The 23,990-nt window shown below is 47.8% G+C and carries 20 protein-coding genes and 1 pseudogene; 8 read left to right on the top strand and 13 right to left on the bottom strand.

Features of this window, described 5'->3' with window-relative positions:
- Positions 1 to 5: 5 nt before the first annotated feature.
- The gene (locus DXD92_RS10990; protein ID WP_243104885.1) at positions 6 to 1,523 is read left to right on the top strand and encodes a GldG family protein; all 1,518 of its coding nucleotides are present in this window, start codon (positions 6 to 8) and stop codon (positions 1,521 to 1,523) included.
- Positions 1,523 to 3,109 carry a DUF4340 domain-containing protein gene (locus DXD92_RS10985; RefSeq protein ID WP_118640531.1) on the top strand — a complete coding sequence of 529 codons (1,587 nt, stop codon included), beginning with the start codon at positions 1,523 to 1,525 and terminating at the stop codon, positions 3,107 to 3,109. The genes DXD92_RS10990 and DXD92_RS10985 overlap by 1 nt, the downstream gene beginning before the upstream one ends.
- Before the next feature lie 120 nt (positions 3,110 to 3,229).
- Here DXD92_RS10985 and DXD92_RS10980 read toward each other — a convergent pair whose 3' ends face one another.
- On the bottom strand, positions 3,230 to 4,192 hold the full coding sequence (locus DXD92_RS10980; protein WP_118640530.1) for an alpha/beta fold hydrolase: 963 nt from the start codon (positions 4,190 to 4,192) through the stop codon (positions 3,230 to 3,232).
- 1,169 nt (positions 4,193 to 5,361) lie between these two features.
- Here DXD92_RS10980 and DXD92_RS19190 point away from each other — a divergent pair.
- The 6 genes from DXD92_RS19190 to DXD92_RS10950 all read left to right on the top strand — a co-directional run bounded on the left by DXD92_RS19190 (position 5,362) and on the right by DXD92_RS10950 (position 10,817).
- Positions 5,362 to 5,484, top strand: a complete 123-nt coding sequence (locus tag DXD92_RS19190) for a hypothetical protein (protein ID WP_270492431.1) — start codon at positions 5,362 to 5,364, stop codon at positions 5,482 to 5,484.
- A gap of 716 nt (positions 5,485 to 6,200) precedes the next feature.
- Positions 6,201 to 6,971 carry a ParA family protein gene (locus DXD92_RS10970; protein WP_118640529.1) on the top strand — a complete coding sequence of 257 codons (771 nt, stop codon included), beginning with the start codon at positions 6,201 to 6,203 and terminating at the stop codon, positions 6,969 to 6,971.
- Positions 6,971 to 7,903 carry a ParB/RepB/Spo0J family partition protein gene (locus tag DXD92_RS10965; protein ID WP_117510630.1) on the top strand — a complete coding sequence of 311 codons (933 nt, stop codon included), beginning with the start codon at positions 6,971 to 6,973 and terminating at the stop codon, positions 7,901 to 7,903. The genes DXD92_RS10970 and DXD92_RS10965 overlap by 1 nt, the downstream gene beginning before the upstream one ends.
- Positions 7,904 to 7,914: 11 nt before the next feature.
- Positions 7,915 to 8,430 (top strand): DUF4446 family protein, encoded by a 516-nt coding sequence (locus DXD92_RS10960; RefSeq protein WP_022461754.1) that lies wholly within the window; start codon positions 7,915 to 7,917, stop codon positions 8,428 to 8,430.
- Between the two features lie 179 nt (positions 8,431 to 8,609).
- The gene (gene serS / locus DXD92_RS10955) at positions 8,610 to 9,899 is read left to right on the top strand and encodes a serine--tRNA ligase (protein ID WP_022461753.1); all 1,290 of its coding nucleotides are present in this window, start codon (positions 8,610 to 8,612) and stop codon (positions 9,897 to 9,899) included.
- 39 nt (positions 9,900 to 9,938) lie between these two features.
- Positions 9,939 to 10,817 carry a DUF3881 family protein gene (locus DXD92_RS10950; RefSeq protein WP_117510628.1) on the top strand — a complete coding sequence of 293 codons (879 nt, stop codon included), beginning with the start codon at positions 9,939 to 9,941 and terminating at the stop codon, positions 10,815 to 10,817.
- Positions 10,818 to 10,904: 87 nt separating this feature from the next.
- Here the strand turns inward: DXD92_RS10950 and udk are convergent.
- The 12 genes and pseudogenes from udk to hcp form a co-directional block, all read right to left on the bottom strand.
- Positions 10,905 to 11,535: pseudogene (gene udk, locus DXD92_RS10945) on the bottom strand (uridine kinase).
- Positions 11,536 to 11,548: 13 nt separating this feature from the next.
- The gene (gene deoC, locus DXD92_RS10940) at positions 11,549 to 12,190 is read right to left on the bottom strand and encodes a deoxyribose-phosphate aldolase (protein ID WP_022461750.1); all 642 of its coding nucleotides are present in this window, start codon (positions 12,188 to 12,190) and stop codon (positions 11,549 to 11,551) included.
- Between the two features lie 248 nt (positions 12,191 to 12,438).
- Positions 12,439 to 13,374 (bottom strand): ABC transporter permease, encoded by a 936-nt coding sequence (locus DXD92_RS10935; protein WP_055225933.1) that lies wholly within the window; start codon positions 13,372 to 13,374, stop codon positions 12,439 to 12,441.
- Positions 13,374 to 14,495, bottom strand: coding sequence for an ABC transporter permease (locus DXD92_RS10930; protein WP_118640528.1), 1,122 nt, complete (start codon positions 14,493 to 14,495; stop codon positions 13,374 to 13,376). The genes DXD92_RS10935 and DXD92_RS10930 overlap by 1 nt, the downstream gene beginning before the upstream one ends.
- Positions 14,496 to 14,513: 18 nt before the next feature.
- A complete protein-coding gene (locus DXD92_RS10925) occupies positions 14,514 to 16,061 on the bottom strand; it encodes an ABC transporter ATP-binding protein (protein WP_373141908.1) in 1,548 nt (515 codons plus the stop codon).
- A 168-nt stretch (positions 16,062 to 16,229) separates the two neighbouring features.
- A complete protein-coding gene (locus tag DXD92_RS10920) occupies positions 16,230 to 17,402 on the bottom strand; it encodes a BMP family lipoprotein (protein WP_055225931.1) in 1,173 nt (390 codons plus the stop codon).
- A gap of 105 nt (positions 17,403 to 17,507) precedes the next feature.
- Positions 17,508 to 18,818 carry an amidohydrolase family protein gene (locus tag DXD92_RS10915; RefSeq protein ID WP_118595966.1) on the bottom strand — a complete coding sequence of 437 codons (1,311 nt, stop codon included), beginning with the start codon at positions 18,816 to 18,818 and terminating at the stop codon, positions 17,508 to 17,510.
- Between the two features lie 79 nt (positions 18,819 to 18,897).
- Positions 18,898 to 19,743 carry a purine-nucleoside phosphorylase gene (locus DXD92_RS10910; protein ID WP_118640527.1) on the bottom strand — a complete coding sequence of 282 codons (846 nt, stop codon included), beginning with the start codon at positions 19,741 to 19,743 and terminating at the stop codon, positions 18,898 to 18,900.
- 174 nt (positions 19,744 to 19,917) lie between these two features.
- Positions 19,918 to 20,571, bottom strand: coding sequence for a YczE/YyaS/YitT family protein (locus DXD92_RS10905; protein ID WP_118595967.1), 654 nt, complete (start codon positions 20,569 to 20,571; stop codon positions 19,918 to 19,920).
- 429 nt (positions 20,572 to 21,000) lie between these two features.
- Positions 21,001 to 21,390: a hypothetical protein gene (locus tag DXD92_RS10900; RefSeq protein WP_118640526.1), complete on the bottom strand. Its 390-nt coding sequence runs from the start codon at positions 21,388 to 21,390 to the stop codon at positions 21,001 to 21,003.
- Positions 21,391 to 21,623: 233 nt separating this feature from the next.
- On the bottom strand, positions 21,624 to 21,953 hold the full coding sequence (locus DXD92_RS10895; RefSeq protein WP_022462474.1) for a cupin domain-containing protein: 330 nt from the start codon (positions 21,951 to 21,953) through the stop codon (positions 21,624 to 21,626).
- Positions 21,954 to 22,168: 215 nt separating this feature from the next.
- Positions 22,169 to 23,803: a hydroxylamine reductase gene (hcp, locus tag DXD92_RS10890; protein ID WP_118640525.1), complete on the bottom strand. Its 1,635-nt coding sequence runs from the start codon at positions 23,801 to 23,803 to the stop codon at positions 22,169 to 22,171.
- Positions 23,804 to 23,990: the final 187 nt, after the last annotated feature.

Here is a 23,990-nt window from a genome sequence, read left to right as displayed (position 1 = left end):
AGACGATGAGCAGCGAAAAGAAAGAAAAGAAACAGCATAAAATGAATTTCAACATCAAAGAAAAGCTGAAAAAGACGTTCTCCAAAGAACATCTGAAGGAAGTGTTTACCGGCGAGGAACAGAAAAAGCACCTGAAACAGGGCTCTTATTCTTCAATGATGACGGTGATTGTTCTGGCTGTGATTGTAGTTATTAACCTGATTGTGGCGCAGATTCCGACCAGCAAAACACAGATTGACCTGAGTACGCAGAAAATGTACTCCATTACAGATGAGACGAAAACGGCATTAAAGGATCTCGATCAAGACGTTACCATGTATTATATTGTGCAGAAGGGCAGTGAGGATGACACCATCGAGAAGCTGCTGGAGCACTACGATGAGCTTTCTGACCATATCAAAGTAGAGACAAAAGACCCGGATCTGTATCCGAAATTTACGAGTCAGTATACCGATCAGACGGTAGCTGCAAACAGTGTAATTGTCGTATGCGGCGATAAGAGCAAGGTGGTCAGCAACAGTGATATGTGGGAGACTTCCACAAACTATCAGACCTATCAGACACAGACAACCGGCTTTGACGGCGAGGGTCAGATTACCAGCGCCATCACGTATGTGACGAGTGAAAACAACCCGAAGGTTTACTGGGTAACCGGCCACGGCGAGGCTTCCGAGAGTGATCTCTCTACAAACTTTAGTGATGCCATTAACAAAAACAATGTGGAAATCAGTGATCTTGCCCTGATGACAGACGATATCCCGGAGGATGCCGAGGAGCTTGTAATCATGTCCCCGACCACCGATTTTTCAGAGGATGAGGCAAATAAAGTCATTACCTACCTGGAAAACGGCGGAAAACTTCTGATGTTCACCAGCTATACCGGAACGGATATGCCAAATCTGGATTCCATTCTGGAAAATTACGGCGTGAAACGCTCCAGAGGAATTGTTGTGGAGACCGATTCCCAGCATTATTATCCGCAGATGCCGTATTATCTGCTGCCGAACATTCAGAGTGATGACATTACAACCGAAGTAAAGAGTAATTACATTCTGATGCCGGTTGCACAGGCAATTCAGAAGCTCGATTCTTATCGTGATACCATTACGATCAAGAGCCTTCTGACGACCACCGAGGACGCTTATATTGAAAATGACCCGGAGAACAGCACCTGGTCGAAGAGTGCGGACAGTGAGACGGGCGCATTTGACCTTGGCGTTTCCATTACAGAAACTGTAGATGATAAAGAGACACAGATCATTTATTTCTCGAGTGCATCGATGCTGAGCAGCCAGATTGACCAGGCAATCAGCGGTGCGAACTCGAAGCTGGCAGCGACTGCACTGACCTCCATGTGTGATGTGGAGCAGACCGTTGTTATTCCAAGCAAGAGCACAAGCTATACAAACCTGGTATTTACACAGGGAGCAGTTAACACCTGGTCTATTATTACCATTGCGGGAATTCCGCTGGTACTTGTTGTGATTGGCGTGATGATCTGGATGAAGAGGAGAAAACAGTGATGAAGAAAAAAGGAAAGATGGCGGCCTGCCTGATCCTTTTGGTACTGCTTCTTGCCGTACTGGCGGTGCTGACGAAGAAAAACAGCACCGCCGATGCGGACAGCGGCAGTTCGGATTCTGGTGCAGACGCCGAAAAAGTGGTTGATTTTTCAAAAGATGATGTAACAGCGCTTTCGTTCCAGATCGATGGAGAGACGGTGTCCTTTACGAAAACAGCAGGAGACGATGATACCGATATCTGGACATATGACCAGGAGGATGGATTCCCATTGGATGAGGGCAAGATAACGAGCGTTTTAAGCTCTCTTAGCAGCATGACAGCAGAAAGAGTCATTGAAGGCGATGAAATCGATTCTATGGCCGATTTTGGACTCGAGACGCCGCCTCAGGAGGTTGCAGTGACTGCGGGAGACGAGAAAACGACGATTCATGTCGGAGATAAGAACAGCTCGGGCAGATACTATATTTATCTGAACGATGATACGAGTAAGGTTTATCTGGTAAGCACATCGCTTGGAACGATGTTCCCGTCCGATATGATGGAGTGGGCGACAACGGAATCCATGCCATCTGTGACGGCGGAAAACATTACAAAGCTGCAGGTGGAGGGTGAGAACGGATATACGCTGACAAAAGAAGTAAGCGCTGCTGATTCGGCACTCCAGACGGATGAATGGCAGGTTGTGGACGCAGATGGAGCGGCACATGGCGGTGATGCGGATTCGATCGGCACCATGACAAGTGCAGTGGCATCTCTTAGCTTTGGAGATCTTGTTACGTACAACGCATCGGATCTTTCCCAGTACGGACTGGATCAGCCAAAGACGACGATTCGCGTGCATTACACGGAAGAGCAGGAGGTTGAGGCTGACGATACAACAACGGCAGATACTTCTTCGGATTCCACAACAGATTCTGCATCAAGCGACAGCACTGCAACGAGCTCTTCTTCCGAAACGACAACCGTTACGGTGGAGAAAGATCTGGTATTGTATGTCGGCAATGCAAATGAGGACGGCGGTTCTTATTACGTGAAGCTGGACGGCTCGAATGAAGTTCATCTGATGACGGCTTCGAATGTTGAAACCTTCACCGGAAAGAAGGCATCTGATTTCTGGAACATGTATATCGGCATGGAAAATGTATCGGATCTGACGAGCCTTGATATTACGTATAACGGCGAGACGAAGACGTATGTACGCCATGTGGAAGAGAAAAAGGATGACGACAGCGATTCCACAACACAGGAAATCAGTTACATCTGCGGCGATGAAACGATTGATAAATCAACGTTTACCACATTCTATTCTTCACTCATTGGCCTGAAGGCGCAGACGAAGGATGAGAGCCTCGTACAGGCCAAGAATGCCGAGTTTACCGCAGTCTTCCATATGACAGACGGCGACCTGACATTTGCTTACAGCCCGTATGATTCGAGCTTCTATTACACGGTAGATGAGGACGGAGTGCCGTCTCTTGTGAATAAAAATAACGTGAAGACCATGCTGGAAAATTACGGGAAACTGCTTGCGGCAAAGACGGAAGATGACAGTTCTTCAGACAGCACGTCAGAATCAGCGGAATAAAGAGTCATTAAAATCTGGTTAAAATTGAAAACGGAGGATTTACTGAGAGTGAAAAAATCAGTAAATCCTCCGTTTTTTTTGTCTCATTTTTTCGCTCGAGGCCGGGAGCAGAAGGGGGTATTACTGTACCGGTGCGAAGAAGATCTGGATCTGGTCTAAGAGGGCCTGTGGGGCCTCCATCTGCGGCATGTGCTTTGTTTTTGGCAGGATCTGGGTTTCGATGGAAGTGTTGAGTGCCGTGTACAGCGCAAAGGTTTCTGCGATACCCGGCTCTTCCTCGCCGCCGATGAGGAAGATGCTGTTGTCAATGTGCTTTAAGGCGTGGCCGATGTTGAGGTTCACGTAATTGCCCACGAGGCTTGCGAGAAGGTACTTTCCGGCGCTGTTCTGGAGGTGTGCGGACTCGTAGAAGGCGTCTACGTCCTCCGGTGAGCGGTGAAATGGGTTGTGATAATAGCTCTCGGTGAATAAAAGCTCGATGTTGGAGCGGCCGGTGAGCGTGTGGTACAGCAGCGTGCCGACAAGCGGGAGCTCAATCATGCGTTTCAGGAAGCGGCTGCGTTTATCCGGAATTTTGTTGAGCTTGGCAAGGTCGGTCGGGTTGATCATCATGATTCGGCCGAAGCATTTCGGGGCTGTATTGCAGGCGGTTACGACGAAAGAACCGGATAAACCGGATGCAATTACGTCGGTTGGACATCCGATGACCTGCTTGATGAAGGTGACGATGAGCTGTACGTATAAAAAGTTCGTGTACGTGATTGCCGGCTTGTCGGAACGGCCGCAGCCGAGAAGATCGAGTGTGTAGACGGTGTGATCCTTTGCGAGAGTATCCTCAATATACTGCCATTCGCGGCCGCTGGAGGCACAATGTAAGTCATGAAGTAAGAGCATCGGGGTTCCGGTGCCTTTTTTTGTGTAAAAAATATCGCCGAACTGCCAGGAAAAGATCTCTTTTTCAGCCGAGGCGAGCAGGTTTTTCCGTACGGCGGCGGTATCGAGCGTTTTATTCAGAAAGTAAATCGCTGCGCCGGACATCGTGGTGAGGACACTCAAGGTGACCAGTTTTTTGCTGTGTTTCATATGATAAAACTCCTTTCAGGGGTCTCCCGGAGGGGAGGAATCGGTTCGAAACGTTGTGTTGAGCTTATTATAAGCGAAAAAAGGGAAAGATACAATGCAAAAATTAAGGGAAAAATGAGAAAAAGAGACGAAAATAAGACGCAATTTGACGAAAAGCGTAGACAATTCCAGGAAAACTACGTTATGTCAACTACTGGCGAATGGCATATTTAAATAGTTTACATAACTGCAAAAAACAGAGAAAAAATGATGCAATAATACACATAAAAGCATGAAAACGGCACTATGGGATAAAATCCTTCCAGATTGGTAAAAATCCATGAAAAAATGGTCCCAAAATGCGTTTAGTAAATGGTTTGGAAAATCCGAAAAAACGAATGTAAAAGTTCAATTCATACGAAAATATAAAAATGTAATTAAATAATTTAATAAAAGAAAGAAAACAGAGACGAAAAACTACGTGAAACACGCGAAAATACAGGAAAATGTAGAAAAAACGGAGAAAATCAAAAATAGAATAGAAAATACGATTATTTTAAAAATAAGAGAGGTGAAAAATGAGAGTGATTTTCGGAAAGCCGGGAAGCAAATCGCTTCTCGCTGATCGCCGAAGACCGAAAATCGTAAAAAACGATGTTTCACGTGAAACATTTTGAGAGACGTGAAACGTGAAAAATGAGACGGGGAAAGTGACATAAGTAGAAACGAAAAAATGAAGGACGATCTAAAAAAATGGCAAAAAGAGGGTGTAAAACGATGGAAGAGGCGGAAAAAGCAAAAAAGATAAAAATGAGTTGAGAAAAGGCAAAAAACGACTGAAAAGGGGAAAATGTAGTATAGACATGGGCGAAAAGAATAAAAACGGGAGGGAGAGGCAGTGAAAGGCAAGAAAATGGTGTGAAATGGCGATGAGGGATAAAAAACGGAGAGAAGGAATAAAAAAATGTTGATAAAAGAGAAAAAGTGAGATTGTTTACAAAAAAAAAAGAGAAAGGTAAGCCAGAAAGATGGAAAAGAGGATAAAAGACGTGGCAGCGAGAGAAAAATATTAAAACCATAAAAACAGAAAAATTATAGTGAAATCAAATAAATCGATAAAAAGCAGAAAATGTGCAGTCTGGCCTGTAAAATAAAAAAATCAAAGAAAAACCGCCCGAAAAGAGAAAAAATTGAGAAAAAATGAAAAAGAGGATGTCTCACGGATTATGCCTCTTACTGATGAAAATAAAGAGAAAAATGCTGAAAATTTGAAAAAAGCGAGGAAGAACGATGAAAAAACAGAGCCCTGGTGAATAAAAATACATTTTATATACAAAAGAGACATTTACGATCACCGAACAACCATAAACAGTTTTGATTCCTGATCTATGTATCAATAATATCCTGATAAGTTGATTTTTTCTTTCTAATCACATGAGATTTCCTTGAAAAAGAGCATCACACGATTAAAATAACGTTTCCAGTATATTTGTACCTCAAAACGTCAAAAATTAAAATGTTTCACGTGAAACATTTCATAAAAACTGTGTGAAACAGAAAAAAATGTTCTGACATCGTAGAATTACTTGGAAACCATCAAAAAATGCAAAATCATCGCTGAAAAAATTCCAAAAAGCCTTTAAACAGCGTAAAAACCGAGAAAAATTATTGTAAAACAGTGCTTTTCAAAATGTTTCACGTGAAACATCGCCAAAAATCTCCAATTTTCTTATGTTTCACACCGTCTAATCATGCAAAAATGCAGAAAATGTTTCACGTGAAACATTTCCAGTAGTAAAATCCGGCGTAGTATGATAAAATATCTTTGTCCCAAATTGGGGCAATTTTGAGATAGAATCTGAAGAATTCCTCAGATAGACTGGCATAGAAAAGGAGATTTTTCCTATCTATATGCCAAAACACCTGCCGCATGAATCAGTTTTTTGAAAGAAGTGCCGGCAGGTCATTTCCTGTAAAAAGGAAAAACTGCAAATGGAAAACAAAAAGATGAAAGGAGGCAATACATATTTTGGGAAGAACAATTGCAATTGCAAACCAGAAAGGCGGCGTAGGTAAATCTACCACCGCAATTAACCTTTCTTCCTGTTTAGGAGAAATGGGACAAAAAGTTCTGACCATTGATATGGACCCGCAGGGAAATACCACCAGCGGAATGGGAGTAGAGAAAAATGAAGTGGAAAATACCATCTATGAGCTGCTTCTTGGAGAGTCAAAACTGGAGGACTGCATCATTCCTCTGAATTTTGACAATCTTTCCCTTATCCCTTCCAATGTCAATCTGGCCGGAGCGGAGATCGAGCTGATCGGGATGGAAGACAAAGAATTCATTCTGAAAAACGCAATTGATCAAGTCCGCGATCAGTACGACTTCATTATTATTGACTGTCCGCCATCCTTAAATATGCTGACAATCAACGCGATGACCACCGCGGACACCGTTCTGGTGCCGATTCAGTGTGAATATTACGCACTGGAGGGCTTATCCCAGCTTATGCACACGATTGAGCTGGTGCAGGAGCGTCTGAATCCGGAACTGGAGATGGAAGGCGTTGTCTTTACCATGTACGATGCGAGAACGAATCTTTCTCTGCAGGTAGTAGAAAACGTAAAAGACAGCCTGGATCAGAATATCTACAAAACCATTATTCCGAGAAATGTCCGCCTTGCGGAGGCACCGAGCTACGGTATGCCGATCAACTATTATGACAAGCGGTCCACCGGTGCAGAGAGCTACCGTCTCCTGGCAGACGAAGTGATTCACAGGGGGGATGAAGAGTAATGGCAGCGAGAAGAGGAGGATTAGGCAAGGGCCTGGATTCCCTGATTTCACCGGGACATTCGGCCAAAGCAGAAGCAAAAGAGAAACCGGTAAAACCGGAGGTCAAAGTAGTCGAGAAGGTTGTTGAAAAAGTTGTCGAAAAACCAGTTGAGATGAAACTGAAAATCTCCGAAATTGAACCGAACCGCGAACAGCCGCGAAAATCCTTTGACGAGGACGGCCTGATCGAACTTTCGGAATCCATTAAACAGTTCGGAGTTCTACAGCCGATTCTGGTGCAGAAAAAAGATGATTATTATGAGATCATCGCAGGGGAACGGAGATGGAGGGCTGCAAAGCTTGCCGGAATCAAAGAAGTACCGGTCATCATCAAAGATTTTACCGAGCAGGAAGTTGTCGAGATTTCCCTGATTGAAAATATTCAGAGAGAATCCCTGAACCCGATTGAGGAGGCACATGCATACAAACGCCTGATGGAAGAGTTCCATCTCCGCCAGGATGAAATCGCAGAGCGCGTTTCCAAGAGCAGAACGGCGGTTACAAACTCGATGCGTCTCCTGAAACTGGACGACAGGGTACAGCAGATGGTTGTCGATGAAATGCTGACAACCGGTCATGTGCGTACGCTGCTGGCGCTGGAGAATAAAGAGCTCCAGTACAATACGGCAATGAAAATCTTCGATGAAAAGCTCAGTGTCCGTGAGACCGAGCGCCTGGTCAAAGAGATCCTGAATCCGAAGGTGAAGAAAGAAAAGAAAGTCAATCTGGAAGAGGAAGCCATCTACGAAGGTCTGGAAGAGAAAATTAAGAGCATCATTGGTACGAAGGTTTCCATTCACCGCGGGGCAAAGCACAAAGGAAAGATCGAGATCGAGTATTATTCCCAGGAAGAGCTCGAGAGAATCATGGATCTGTTTGAATCAATACAGTAAGAGGTAGAATAATGAGCGATTTATTTAGTAAGGTAGGAATTGACCTTGGCGTTGTTGTACTTCTTCTGATTGTACTGATTATCGTGATGATGATTATGACGGTCAGCATGTCGCTGCGTCTGAGCAGACTGAACCAGAAGTACAGAAGCTTTATGAAGGGAAAAGACGCCCAGTCACTCGAAAAGCTGTTTCATCAGCGGTTCAAGGAAATTGACAAACTGAACAAGCAGAATGAGCTGACGAAAAAAAATCTTGCGGATCTGAAAAAGATCCAGGGCATGACGCTGAACAAATACGGAATCGTAAAATATGATGCGTTTGACGATGTGGGCGGAAAGATGAGTTTTGCGCTGGCAATGCTCGACAAAGAAAACACAGGTTTTATCCTGAATGCAATCCACAGCCGTGACAACTGTTTTTTATATCTGAAAGAGATCGTAAAAGGCGAGTCCTATATCATGCTGAGCGCCGAGGAAATCGACGCGCTGCGCCAGGCAATTACGATGAATTCGATCGATCTGATGTAAAAGCGGACCGCAGAAAAACAGCATGAAAGAACGCTTGAAAAAATGCATATACTGTTATATGATGGTACTGGAACGCGCCAAACCCGCATAAATGCTGGAAAAACGGCAGTGGTTCCGGGCTGGAAAGAACAAAAAGAATCCCGCCAAAATGAGGGGATAAGATCTACTAGGAGGAAATTATGTTAGACATTAAGTTTTTAAGAGAAAACCCGGAAGTTGTAAAACAGAATATCCGAAATAAATTCCAGGATCAGAAACTGGAGCTGGTTGATAAAGTCATCGAGCTGGATAAAGAAAACCGTGACATCAAACAGGAAGTAGAAGCACTTCGTGCAAAAAGAAACAAAATCTCCAAACAGATCGGCGCACTGATGGGCCAGGGCAAGAGAGAAGAGGCTGAGGAAGTAAAGAAACAGGTAGCTGTTGACGGTTCCCGCATCGAGGCTCTTTCTGCAAGAGAAAAAGAAGTAGAAGAAGAAATCAAGAAGATCATGATGGTGATCCCGAACATCATCGATCCTTCCGTACCGATCGGAAAAGATGACAGCGAGAACGTAGAAGCAGAGCGCTTCGGCGAGCCGGTTGTACCGGATTTTGAAATCCCGTATCACACCGACATTATGGAGTCCTTCGACGGAATCGATCTGGACGCAGCAAGAGAAGTTGCAGGAAACGGATTCTATTATCTGATGGGCGACATTGCACGCCTCCACTCTGCCATCCTTTCTTATGCAAGAGATTTCATGATCGACCGCGGATTTACCTACTGCGTACCGCCTTTCATGATCCACGGCAACGTCGTAAACGGTGTTATGAGCTTCGCTGAGATGGAGTCCATGATGTACAAAATCGAGGGCGAGGATCTGTACCTGATCGGAACCAGCGAGCACTCCATGATCGGTAAATTCATCGACAGCATCATCCCGGAGGAGAAACTGCCTCTGACCCTGACCAGCTACTCTCCGTGCTTCCGTAAAGAAAAAGGAGCACACGGCATCGAGGAGCGTGGTGTTTATCGTATCCATCAGTTTGAGAAACAGGAGATGGTTGTTGTCTGCAAACCGGAAGACAGCATGATGTGGTATGACAAACTGTGGAAGAACACCGTAGACCTGTTCCGTTCCATGGATATCCCGGTTCGTACTCTGGAGTGCTGCTCCGGTGACCTGGCTGACCTGAAAGTAAAATCTGTCGATGTTGAGGCATGGTCTCCGCGTCAGAAGAAATACTTCGAGGTAGGAAGCTGCTCCAACCTTGGTGATGCACAGGCAAGACGTCTGAAAATCCGTGTCAACGGCGAGGACGGAAAGAAATACCTGGCACATACCCTGAACAACACCGTAGTTGCTCCGCCGCGTATGCTGATCGCATTCCTGGAGAACAACCTGAATGCAGACGGAACCGTAAGCATTCCGGAAGTTCTTCGTATGTACATGGGCGGAAAAGAAAAACTGGTTCCGAAACACTAATCGCATAAGAAATACAAAGGAATGAGAGGAGGTGTTCTTATGCACGCTTACCTGAAAACCATTGGATTTTCAAAGATCAAGACGACGAAGGAACTCCAGGAGATTCTTCGTGATGTAGTAGAAAACTACGACCGTAAAAAGATTGTGGAAACAGAAGAACACCACCTTTTTGCTGAATTTTCGAAAGAATATGCATATGACTGTGGTATCACGGTCTGTGGGGAAATTGATGAGAACAACCGTTTCCAGATGGAATATTATTATCCCTATTTCGAGGGCGGGCAGATCAGCTCCTACGAGGAGGTATCGGTGGAGCGCCACGTCGATAAGGAATCGTTTGCAGGCGCCTGCGACGATATGCGGCTTGGCATCACGATGATCTTTTATCTGACGCATGCAGCGGAATATCTTGAGATGAAACAGAAAAATGCGCTGCAGCCGCTTCCGCTCCCGCTTTCTGTCTCCGGTCTTGCAGCGGAAGGAACAATTCTGCTTCCGATCCAGAAAGACCCGGAACAGGTCGAGAAGGAGCGCCGCAGCACGCAGCAGAAGAATTCACTGATCTCGGCTGCCAGAAACGGGGATGAGGATGCGATGGAAAGTCTCACCATGGATGATATTGACACATATGCCATGATTTCCCAGCGTCTGACGAAGGAAGATGTCTTTTCTATTGTAGATAGCTTTTTTATGCCGAGCGGTCTCGAATGTGACCAGTACAGCGTGATGGGTGAAATTACGGAGATGAATACAACGAAGAACGCGGTAACGGGCGAGCGGGTGTATGAGCTCGGCCTCGTCTGCAACGATGTGCCGATAGACATCTGTATCAACGAAAAGGATTTATTTGGAGTACCGGAAGTGGGAAGACGTTTCAAAGGCCAGATCTGGCTGCAGGGAATGCTGGAACATCTGTAAGGGAAAAATAAAAAGAGCGAGGGCGGAAAAAGAGAAAATTCAGTCCTCGTTCTTTTTTTGCAGATTTTTATAGCGATAAACGGATGTTTACTGGTTCTGCACCAGATTCAGATGCTTACGTACCCGCTCGATCAGCATTTCAAGAGCAACGGTGTTCTGTCCGCCCTCCGGGATGATCACGTCGGCACGGCGCTTGCTCGGCTCTACGAACTGCTCGTGCATCGGTTTTACGGTCGTCAGGTACTGCGTTACAACGCTGTCCAGGGAACGGCCGCGCTCTTTTTACATCGCGCAGGGTCCGGCGGAGAATCCGCACGTCCGCATCGGTATCGACAAAGACTTTGATGTCCATCAGATCGCAGAGATCATTCTCAACGAAGAGGAGAATGCCCTCGAGCACGATAACCGGGGCAGGATGGACCAGAATCGTTTTATCCGAGCGGTTATGCATGGCATAATCGTAAACCGGCATCTCGATGGATTTTCCGGCTTTCAGCTCGAGAATGTGCTGGCATAACAGGTCGGTATCAAAGGCATCGGGATGATCGTAATTTAATTTGGCACGCTCCTCAAAAGGAATATCGTCATGGCGTTTGTAATAGTTGTCATGGCGCAGAATGCTCACTTCATCGCGTCCAAAACTTTCTACCAGCTTATCTGCCAGTGTCGTTTTTCCACTGCCGGTTCCTCCGGCAATTCCTATCAGTATCGTATCCATAAGAAACTCCTTTTTATCCGATGATAGCCAGTGTTGCGCTTGTTCCGAGACGGCTTGCGCCGGCATCTACCATAGCCTGTGCCTCGTCTGCGTTGTGGATTCCGCCGGAAGCTTTTACGCCCATATCCGGGCCTACGGTCTTTCTCATCAGGGCAACATCAGCCGCTTTTGCACCGCCGGTAGAAAATCCGGTGGAGGTTTTTACGAAGTCAGCGCCGGCTTCTTTTGCGAGCTCGCACGCTTTTACTTTCTCTTCATCGGTTAAAAGGCAGGTCTCGATGATGACTTTCAGAACGATGTCCTTGCCGCATACTTCTTTTAAGGTCTGGATATCGGAGCGTACGAAGTCGTATTTGCCGTCTTTGAGGGCTCCGACGTTGATGACCATATCAACCTCCTGTGCACCGTCTTCGATGGCCGCACGGGTCTCAAACGCTTTTACACGGGTATCGGACATGCCCAGAGGGAAGCCGACAACGGTGCAGACTTTGACGTCAGATCCTTTGAGCTTTTCAGCAACGAATTTGGTGTAGTACTGGTTGACGCAGACAGAAGCAAAATCATGTGCAAGTGCCTCGTCGCAGATCTTTGCAACCTGTGCTTCGGTTGCGTCTGCTTTTAAGATAGTGTGGTCAAATAATTTGGTGTTCAGCATAATTTTTTCCTTTCTTTTATGAAAAATAAATCAGAATGATAGAGAAAAGGCAGAGCCGAAAAAACACAGTTCGGATTTAACGGCTCTGCCTTTAAAAATTGTAACTATTCAGAGCCACATCTCGATTCCGCTGCGCTGCATCTCGATGTGGCTGCTCGCCATATGAAATTCCAGAAAAAACCGCTCATTCATGCAAGCATGATTCGCAATTTTTTCTTCCATTTCACATGGCTCTGAATAGTTACATATTATCTTGCGCCCTTATCGTATGGAATACCTTCGGCTTTCGGAGCCTGGGAATTCTTGGATGTGAAGGCGAGAATAATCATGGATGCGATAAACGGCATCATGTTGTAAATGTTCTTGGACAGTCCCAGATGGGAGAGGACGGTGGAGTCCGCAATGTTTGCCAGGGAACGGAATACCGCAAAGAATACGGCTGCTCCGGCAATGTGGAACGGTTTCCACTGACCGAAGATCATAACAGCGAGGGCAAGGAATCCGGCACCGGCTACGCCGACTTCGAAGTTCCAGGTGGTAACGGACGGAACGATGTAGGCAAATCCGCCGATACCGCCGAGTGCACCGGAGATGATAACACCGGTGTATCTCCACTGGTATACGTTGATACCAACAGAGTCGGCTGCCTGTGGATGCTCACCGCAGGCACGCAGGCGCAGTCCCCATTTCGTTTTGAAGAGAAACACGTAGCTGCAGATCAGAAGGATGATGCCGATGAACAGGAAGATGTTCACGGTAAATGGTCCGATCTTGTAAATGAAAGCGGCGTTGGTGTAGTTCAGCTTTGCGGAAGCTGCACCGTTTCCGGCATCCGAGCCGTTGTTGAATGCTTTTACCAGGACGATGGCAATGGCAGTAGCCAGCATGTTCAGCGCGGTTCCGCCGATCGTCTGGTCTGCTTTCAGTGTGATGGCGGAGAAGCCAAGCAGCAGAGAGTAGATCATACCGGATACGGCGCTCGCCAGAATGGAAAGTGCCACAAGTGCAGGAGCCGGGAGGTCCGGGAACAGAACCAGGACGAAGACACCGGCAAGGCCGCCGATCGCCATGATTCCTTCCAGCGCGATGTTGATGACACCGCTTCGCTCGGAGAACATACCGCCCATCGCAACGAGCATCAGAACAACGGCGTACAGTAAGGTAAATTTAATTAAAAGGAACATTATTTCTTCTCCTCCTTTCCGTTGTCTGCATTGGCATTTGCTTTCTGCTCTTTTTTGCTCTTGAACAGGTTTGCAACGATGCCCTTGAACAGGGTAACGAATGCGCAAAGGTAAATGATAACGGCAACGATCAGGTCCGCGATCTCCGGCTGATAATATTTCGTAGGCAGGTAAGCACCGCCGACCGAAATATGAGCAACGAAGAGAGCAGCGAAGATAACGCCGATCGGGTTGCTAAGTGCAAGAAGCGCAACCGGGATACCATTAAATCCGATGGCCGGGAGTGCTGTCGATACCTGCGGGTTCCACTCGGATGCACCGGAGAGGAAGTAGAGGCCTGCACCGATTCCGGCAAGCGCACCTGCGATGGTCATGGAGAGAACAACGTTTCTCTTCTCGTTGATGCCGGCGTATTTGGCAGCATCCTTATTGAATCCGCAGGCTTTCAGCTCATAGCCGAAGGTTGTTTTGTTCAGAACGATGTAGATGATGACCGCAATGGCAATCGCAATGAAAATCGCAATCGTTGTGGAACTGGTACGGAAAATGGAGTTCATGCCGCAGTCCGGAATCAGGGATTTTGGAGAAGCGGAGCTTAATTTGTAAGTACGTGTGGTCTTCTGATCATACATGCCCGGGATGGTGTTGTACATCAGCTCATTGACAAGATAAAGACCAATCCAGTTGAACATGATGGAAGTAATAACTTCATTTACGTTGAAGTATGCTTTGAAGATACCAGGAAATGCTCCCCAGATGGCTCCGCAGACCATAGCAGCCAGAAGGCATACATACCATGGCATGTGGAGGATGATGGCAAAATACAGGGCGCCGAAGACACCGACGGTGTACTGTCCGGCAGCACCGATGTTGAACAGACCTGTTTTAAAAGCAAATGCAACCGAAAGTCCGGTCATAATCAGGGGAGCGGACTGAGCGATTTCACTTCCGATTCCCTTCGGCTTTAAGTAAAAGCCGCCTTTGATGATTCGTGTAAATCCATCCACTGCGTTTTCCGCGTTGATGCAGTATAAAATGATAAATCCCACAAGAAGACCGATCACAATACATACAAGAGAAGCGACAATGGACAGAAGAGCGTTTTTCGTTTTTTCGTTCATGCTTTTCTTACCTCTCTTTTATACTTCTTCGGGAACCGGATCCCGTTTTGCACCTGCCATGTAGAGACCGAGTTCTTCGACAGAAACGGTTTTCGGATCCAGCTGGCCGACCAGCTCTCCTTCGTACATAACAAGAATACGGTCGGAAACATCCATAACCTCATCCAGTTCCAGAGAAACCAGAAGAACGGCTTTTCCCTTGTCGCGCTGTGCAACGAGCTGGCTGTGAATGTATTCGATGGCTCCGACATCAAGACCACGGGTAGGCTGTACCGCAACGAGAAGATCAGGATCTTTGTCGATCTCGCGCGCGATGATCGCTTTCTGCTGGTTTCCGCCGGACATGCTGCGGGTGATGGTCACAGGACCCTGGCCGCTGCGGACATCGTACTGCTCGATCAGGCGCTCGGCATATTCGCGCACGGCTTTTGATTTGATAAAGCCGAAGGATTCAAATTCCGGCTGCCAGTAACGCTGCAGCACCATGTTCTGCTCGATGGAGTAATCCAGCACGAGGCCGTGTTTATGGCGGTCCTCCGGGATGTGGCTCATGCCCATCTTGGAGCGGTCGCGGATGGAAGCTTTCGTGATGTCCTGTCCGTTGAACAGAATTTTACCACCGGATACTTTTTCCAGTCCCGTGAGGCCCTGAACGAACTCGGACTGGCCGTTTCCATCGATACCTGCGATGCAGACAATCTCGCCTTTTCTTACATTAAAGGAAACATCTTTGACGGCGTTGTTTCCGTGCACCTTGCTCGGTACGGTCATGTGCTCTACTTTCAGAACGGTGTCGCCCGGTTTTGACGGCTTTTTGTTGACGGAGAAGCTGACGTTTCTTCCGACCATCATGCGGGAGAGCTCTTCTTTGGAAGTTTCGCTGATGTTGACGGTTCCGATGTATTTTCCTTTGCGGAGAATCGTACAGCGGTCGGCAACTTCCATGATCTCGTTGAGTTTATGGGTGATGAAGAGGATGGATTTTCCTTCTTTTGCGAGGTTCTTCATGATCTTCATCAGCTCGTCGATTTCCTGCGGCGTCAGAACCGCGGTCGGCTCGTCGAAGATCAGGACTTCGTTGTCACGGTAGAGCATTTTCAGAATTTCGGTACGCTGCTGCATGCCGACGGTGATATCCGAGATCAGAGCGTCCGGATCGACCATCAGACCGTATTTCTCGCTCAGTTCCATGACTTTTGCACGGGCATTCTTTTTCTCGAGGAAAAGGCCTTTGGTCGGCTCTACGCCGAGGATGATGTTGTCGAGAACCGAGAAACATTCGACCAGCTTAAAGTGCTGGTGCACCATACCGATGTTGAGATCATTGGCGTCGTTCGGCGTGTTGATATGGACTTCCTGCCCATTCTTCTTGATGATTCCGGAGGTAGGCTGATACAGACCAAAAAGAATACTCATCAGGGTTGATTTTCCTGCACCGTTTTCTCCAAGCAGAGCATGGATTTCTCCTTTTTTGAGCTGTAACGTAATGTTGTCGTTCGCCTTGATACCCGGGAATTCTTTGGTGATGTTCAACATCTCAATAATGTACTCATTTTCCATATACATATTCCCTTTCAAGCGTGGTTTTGCAGGACTGCCGAAGGCATGGAAAACAGGGCAGAACTGCGGGCTTTCATTATGTCTAGTATAGCATTTTGTGTGACAGAAAAAAAGGGGAAGAGAAATAATATTCTCTTCCCCAAAAGGCATATTGTTACAGAAACAGTATGCACATTAGCTGATGTAATCAACGGTTACGTGAGAACCTACTTCCGGCTGATTTTCTGTATCGCTGGAGATTTCGATGGAACCATCGCGGATACCAGCCAGTACAGTTTCATACTGATCCTGTGTGAAGGTTGTGAATCCCCAGGATTCGGAATCGGTAGGAAGGCCGATGTAATCTCCGTCTTTCAGTCCAAGCTGCTGAGCAGTTCCGCCAAGTTCAGAGAAGTTTCCGCTGAAGTAGGAATCCAGAGCGTTGTTGATGGCGCTTGGAAGACCTTTCATAGCGGAAGTCAGGCAGCGCTCGCCGATTTTGGAACGCTGGTCAACGTCTACACCAATAACTTTTCCGTCGTGTGTCTCAGCTGCATCCAGAGCAGATGTCCAGATACCGCCGCCGCAGGCGAATACAACCTGTGTTCCGTCTGCATACCAGCCCTCCATACGGGCGGTGATGGAGTCATCGCCGTAGAACTGGCCGCCATAGTAATATTTTACGTTTACATCTACGCCGTCTTCTTCAGCAGCAGCGTTGATACCCTGTACATAACCGTAACCGAAACGGATAACGGCCGGAACAGCGATACCGCCGAGGAAACCAAGACTTGTGTAGCCGTCTTTTACTGCAGCGTATCCAGCCAGGTAGCCGGCCTGCTCTTCTTCGAAGGAGCAGATGTACACGTTCTTTCCGAGATCAACAGCTTTGCCGTTTTTTACAATATCACCTTCGGTAACATCGACTGCGATGAAGGTTACATCCGGATAGGTGTCCTGCTCTTCAGCGATGGCAGGTCCGAACAGGTAACCTGGCATTACAACAACGGTAGCACCCTCGGAAACAGCAAGATCGATGGAGTTGATACGCTCTTCATCGGTATCCTCTGCCGGTTTGTAGTACTCGTACTCTACGCCGTTTGCATCGCCGTAGGCGCATACAGTTTCCCAGGTGATCTGGTTGAAGGATTCGTCGGTGATATCTCCGGAGTCTGTGATCATGGCAATTTTCTCACCTGCGGCGTCTTTTTTTTCTCCGTCTGTGGAAGCAGAAGCGGAAGTTGCGCTGGTGGAATCGGCGCCTGTGGATGCGTCGGAGGAAGAGGAGCCGTTGGAGGAACCGCATCCTGCGAGTGCAGCAGTTGTCATGGCGGCTGCAAGCAGTAAGCTAACTACTTTCTTTTTCATAATAGTATTCTCCTTTCAAGAGGTACAGCGTTTTTGCGTGTATGGCTACATTATAATATAAAAGAAAAAAGTATGTCAAGCAAAGGAAAAACTGCGTGAAATCCACTAATTATCTGCATGCGAGCCGGAAATTCTTCGGATAATGGCGTTGGATCTTGCATAAATTTCTTCCGGGTCAAAGCCGATATGGAATTCGCCGTTTTCGTAGAGGATTTGACCGTTTACCATGGTAAGCTTTACGTTCTGTTTGCTGCCGCTGTAAACGAGGTTTTTGATCAGATTATTCTCCGGCTGCATGTTCGGCTGATGGAGGTCAATCATGACGAGATCGGCCTTTTTGCCGGCAGCGAGACGGTCGCAGTCAGTAAGCTGCATGGCGTGCGCGCCGCCTGCGGTTGCCATGTAGAGAATGGCGTCGGCCGGGATTCCTGCGGCATCCATCTCGCGGACTTTGGAAAGGCCGGTGGTCAGGAACATTTCGCGGAACATATCGAGGCAGTTGTTACTGGCCGGCCCGTCGGTGCCGATGGCGAGGTTGATGCCGTTATCGTAAAAACGCTTCAGCGGGCAGATGCCGGAGGCGAGCTTCAGGTTTGAGGAGGGATTGGTAACGGCCGTCAGTTTCCGGTCACGGAAGATCTCAAAATCGCGGTCCTCCATCCAGATGCAGTGGTAGCCGCCGCCTCCGTACTGGAACATGCCTAAGCGTTCCATCAGCTGTGTCGGGGTGAGTCCCCAGCGCTCTTTACAGCCCTCGACTTCGCTTTTTGTTTCGGCGTTGTGTGTCCAGACAGGGGAATGGTATTTTTCGGCGAGTTTGGCAACGGCTTCAAGAAGCGGGCCGCCGGTCGTATATTCGGCGTGGAAACCGAGCAGATACGAGGTGCGGTCGGAGAGTTCGTTGACATAGTTATACATCTCTTCGAGAATTTCCGGGCTGTCGACGAAGTTGTTGAGACCGCTGGTAAGAACGGTGCGGAATCCAGTGTCGACCGTGGCAGCGATGCTGTTTTTCTGCTGGATGTACATGTCGAAATTGGAGGTGATGCCGCTCGTCAGATATTCCATGATGCCGAGGATATTGAGCCAGTAAACGTCGTCCCCGGCGAGCTTTGCCTCGTTCGGGAAGACCTGGCGCTCGAGCCATTCGTGGAGCGGGAGATCGTCCGCGTAAGAGCGGAGGAAGGTCATCGGGGTGTGCGTGTGTGCGTTTTTAAAGCCCGGGATCAGGAGATTGCCGCGGGCGTCAATTTCGCGGTCGAAGACAGTGGTCTCTGCGGCATCTGGATCTGCTTTTCTACCAGGTCCGATATAGGTGATGGTGTCGCCGGTGACATGAAGTTCGTCTTCGGCGATGGAAAAATGGTTTTCAGCGTCGAGTACGAGAATTTTGGCGTTGTAAAAACGTGTATTCAAAAAAGATCTCTCCTTTATTTTACGTGCTGTTTTCAGCGGCCGGGGCCTGTTTTTTTGACAGACCCCGGCCGCTGTGTGTTTACAGTGTCTTTGCGATGCCCTGAATCGTTGCGGCAACGAGTTTTTTGAACTGCGGTGCAACCATGTCAGCTGCCTCCTGAACTTCCGCATGGCACAGAGGCTGCGGGGAGATGCCGGCGGCAAGATTGGTAATGCAGGAAATACCGATGACGCGCATGCCCATATGGCGTGCAGCGATGGCTTCACAGGCGGTGCTCATGCCGACCGCGTCTGCGCCGAGGGTGCGGCACATGGCGATTTCCTGCGGGGACTCGTACTGCGGGCCGGTGAGCTGCAGATAAACGCCTTCCATCAGGTCGATATCAAGGCTGGCTGCGGCTTTCCGTGCGATTTTCTGGAATTCAAGGTCGTAGATCTGGCTCATATCCGGGAAACGGGTGCCGAGCTCGTCGACGTTCGGTCCGATAAGCGGAGATGGAACGAAGCAGGCGATCTGGCCGTTTAACAGCATCAGAGAGCCTGGCTTTGTGCCCTGTTTGATGCCGCCGGCGGCGTTGGTTAAGAACAGTGCTTTTGCGCCCATCAGCTTCATGAGGCGGGGCGGGAGAACGACGTCGGTCATCGGATAGCCTTCATAATAATGAACGCGGCCCTGCATGCAGACAACCGGCACATCGCCGACGTAGCCGAAGATAAAACGGCCCGCGTGGCCCGGAACAGTGGAAACCGGAAAGCCTTCGATATCGTGGTAATCGAGGGTTGCGGTAACGCGGATATCATTCGCAAAATCACCGAGGCCGGAACCGAGAATCAGTGCGACTTCCGGCTGGAAATCGATCTGGGAGCGGAAGCTCTCGTAGCATTTCATCAGTTTTTCGTAAACAGGGTTTGGGGTGTTGCTCATAGGAAAAACCTCCTTAATATAAATGATTTTCTGCTTTTTGAGTCTTTTTTCGGCTATTTTTAGGGAAGAAAAGCCTGCCACAGAGATGTGAGTCCCGGAGGCAGGCTTTTCTTTTAGAAAAAAGATCATCTGGTAGTTCTATTGTAGTATAGAAAGCGCGGAAAAGCAATGATTTCAGTCATCAAAAATATTCAGATGCTGTTTCATGATATTTCCCAGCCATTCAATGACCGGACCGAGGGTAATAACCATCAGCACGGTGACAATGCCGAGTTTTCCGCCGAGCAGAACGGCGATCGCGGTGACAACGAAGTCGTAGACGATGCGGATCACACGGAACGAAACGTTCGGCAGGTGGGTGGAGATAATGAAGGATACTGCGTCGTACGGTGCAGTTCCCATATCAACATCCATATAGAAGGATGCGGCAAGGATAAACAGGACCAGCGCCGGGATCAGCACAGCGATTCGCACACCCATCGAGGTGAAGAGGTCTGCCGGAAGGACTTTCGCCCAGATCCAGGAGAAAAAGTCGATGGAATATCCCACGAGAAACATGTTTGCGAGGGTTCCGAAGCCTAAGTTTCTGCCGCCGAAAATGATAACGAAGATGAGCAGGACGGTATTGAAGAGCGCCTGCCAGTTTCCGATGCTGATGCCGAGGCGGGTGGAGATGGTCTGGTTTAACAAGGTACATGGATCGGTGCCGAGATCGACGAGAAGCAGCCATGAGAGCGCAAAGCCCATCAGGATGACGGCAGCGATGACCAGAATCAGGCGGGTCCAGAAATGTTTCTTCTGGTAGAAGCCCTGGATGATTTCTTTCATAGTATGAGTTCCTCCCTGTGATTTATGCTTGGCTTTTCACCTTTTCGGGCGGATTTTCTACGCATTTTCTTCGAAATTTTTCGATCGTCTTTCCAACACGTTTTTCGCCCTTCTTTCCAGAAAAATCTCCGCCGTTTTTTGGCGGAGATTTGACCGTTTCTGTTATTTTAGTATATTTTTTCCAAAATGTAAACTATTTTCTTTTGATGATGTCAACTTAATGTTCACAAAATGATGAATAATAAATGAACATAAATTAACACAAAACATAAAATTGAAAAAACACGTTCATTAATAAATTAACGAAATGAACATGTGAGCTGAATGAAATTTGTGCATTCTACAATGTGTCCACGCGAGATGGACAGAACCTTGAAAAGAACTACAATATACGGATATACGAATTAACGCCATAAACAGAAACCAAAGTTATAGAACCAGCTCCACGTTTTTACAGAAGACTTCGCGGTATAACTGTTCGCGTTCCACGGCGATCAGCCGCCCGGCTTCCTGCTGGAGCTGTTCACTGTCGAAGAGCTGTACGAGATCCGGATTGAACATGCGGCCTGCGTTGCAGTGAAGATCTGCAAGCATATCGGCAAAGTTCTTGCAGGAGCTGTAGGCACGTCCGACGGAATCGGTTGCCGCACCGAGACAATCGGCGCAGGTGAGGATCTGGTAGAGAATGGCGTTGTCGTTGCCTTTATGGGTATACTCGCGCGGATAGCCGCCTTTTTCGTCGTACCAGAGATGGTGGTAGAGCGCCGCCTCGGCGTATGGTCTTGTGGAATCCCATTTGCTGAGGAGCTCATAGCCCATCTGTGGGTGGAGACGGATCAGATCAAAGAGAAAAAGTACATTGCATCATTGGAACCGCATATTGGAGATATTCTACTGGTTGGAATTAATTATGATAAAAAGACCAAAAAGAATGAATGCCTGATAGAAAAGGCGTAAATGAATAAAAAGGCAAGGCAGCATATCACAGGAAATCCTGAGGCATGCTGCCTTATTTTGCCAGGCATATCAATAATTGGTTCAAAAAGGATACGTTAGAATACCACTACCAGAAGCATCTTATACTGCTCTTTGCCATACACTGCATGCGGATGTTTTGCCGGCATGACGATGGATTCGCCTTCGTGGAGTTCGTATTTTACGCCGTCGATGGTGATTTCACCGGTTCCGTCGAGGCAGGTGACGAAGGCGTCGCCGCCGGACTCGTGGGTGCTGATTTCTTCGCCTTTGTCGAAGGCAAATAAGGTGATGCTGACGGATTCATTCTGTACCAGTGTTTTGCTGACGATCTGGCCTTCCTGGTAGGAAACCTGATCTTTTAAGACCATAACCTTGGCTTTATTGATATTTTTCATGATGCTCATAGTTTATAAATCTCCGTGATAGAATGAGAACGTGTCTGAAAAAATTCCCAGGCACGTTCTAAAAATGTGTGATTAAGATGAGATGACTCATCGGTGTCGGGCGTGTATAGAAATGGAATCTGAGGTCCGTTTTCTGATATGCCCAAATTCAAAGATATTTTTGTCTGAACATATACAGTATACGTGGAAAAATGAAAGAAAGCAAGGGGTTTTCTTTATTTCCCGAAAAACAATTCCATATCGTTTTCAACGGTATCGATTCCGGCGATGCCGAAGTTTTCAACGAGAAGAGCTGCAACATTCGGGCTTAAAAATGCCGGGAGTGTCGGGCCGAGGTGGATGTTCTTGACACCGAGAGACAGCAGTGCCAGAAGAACAATCACAGCTTTCTGTTCGTACCAGGAAATATTGTAGATGATCGGCAGATCGTTGATATCGTCGAGGTCGAAGACCTCCTTTAATTTCAGTGCAATCACGGCAAGAGAGTAGGAATCATTGCACTGGCCGGCATCGAGGACGCGCGGAATGCCGTTGATGTCGCCGAGGTTCAGCTTGTTGTATTTGTATTTTGCACAGCCGGCGGTCAGAATCACGGTGTCTTTCGGCAGTGCCTGTGCAAAATCAGAGTAATAGCTGCGGCTCTTTGCACGGCCGTCACATCCAGCCATGACAACGAATTTTTTGATCGCGCCGGATTTCACGGCATCGACGATCTGGTCTGCCAGGGCGAGTACCTGTGCATGGGCGAAGCCTCCGACAATGGTTCCCTGCTCGAGTTCCGTCGGCGGTGCGCAGTGCTTTGCCTGTTCGATGAGCAGAGAGAAATCTTTTGTATCACCGATGACGCCGTCGATGTGCGGGCATCCCGGATAACGAACCGCTCCGGTTGTGTAAATACGGTTTTTGTAGCTGTCCTTCGGCGGCACGATACAGTTCGTCGTCATCAGAATCGGGCCGTTGAAGGCTTCAAATTCTTCTTTCTGCTTCCACCAGGCGTTACCATAATTTCCCTTAAAATGTTCATATTTTTTGAACGCCGGATAGTAGTGTGCAGGCAGCATTTCGGAGTGGGTGTAAACATCGATGCCGGTGTTCACGGTCTGCTCGAGCAGCATCTCGAGGTCGCGCAGATCATGACCGGAGACGAGAATACCCGGGCGGGTGCCGACACTGAGATCGACGGTGGTGATCTCCGGATTGCCGTAAGCGGAAGTATTGGCCTCATCGAGCAGTGCCATTCCCTGCACGCCGTAGGAGCCGGTCTCGAGTGCGAGTGCCGTCAGTTCCTCTGCGGAGAGGGAATCGTCGAGCGTTGCGGCGAGAGCACGCTGCAGGAAGGCATCGATTTCCTCGTTTTCTTTTAAGAGAACATTGGCATGGCTGGTGTACGCGGCAAGTCCTTTCAGACCGTAGGTGATGAGCTCGCGTAAAGAGCGGATGTCCTCATTTTCCGTGGAAAGTACGCCGACGGTTACTGCTTTTGCGGCAAACTCATCGGTTGTGCCGTTCCAGAGGGCGGCTTCCGGCAGAGCGGAGCAGTCGGCAAGCTGAGCGAGAAGCGCTTTGGTCTCAAGCGTTGCCTCAATTCGTGCGCGGATCGTATCATCATCAAAGTTCACGTTTGTGATGGTCGTAAACAGGTTTTCGGTGATGAGATGATTGACGCTGGCATCGACGGTTTTTCCTTCGCGGCGGAGCTGTGTCGTCACGGCGGAAAGTCCTTTCGTCGTCCAGATCAGCAGATCCTGCAGCGCCGCTGTCTCCGGGCGCTTTCCACAGACACCGGATTTTGTACAGCCGGAGCAGCCGGCAGTTTCCTGACACTGGTAGCAAAACATATTCTGTTCCATAAAAATAGTTCCTCCTGTAGGGTATTTCCGAGGGGTTAAGCGCAGAGGGAAAAACAGATCTGCGCGGAGTTTCATAATTTACACGTACAGAATATCGGATATAACAGGAAAAGTATGTGGTTATAACCACGGAAAATACTTTTTGTGTATATTCGTTTATGAAAAATAAGCATTTGAAACGATGAAA

Source organism: Blautia sp. TM10-2, from assembly GCF_003480845.1.
Lineage (GTDB): Bacteria > Bacillota > Clostridia > Lachnospirales > Lachnospiraceae > Fusicatenibacter > Fusicatenibacter saccharivorans.
This window is presented reverse-complemented; position numbering and strand designations above follow the sequence as displayed.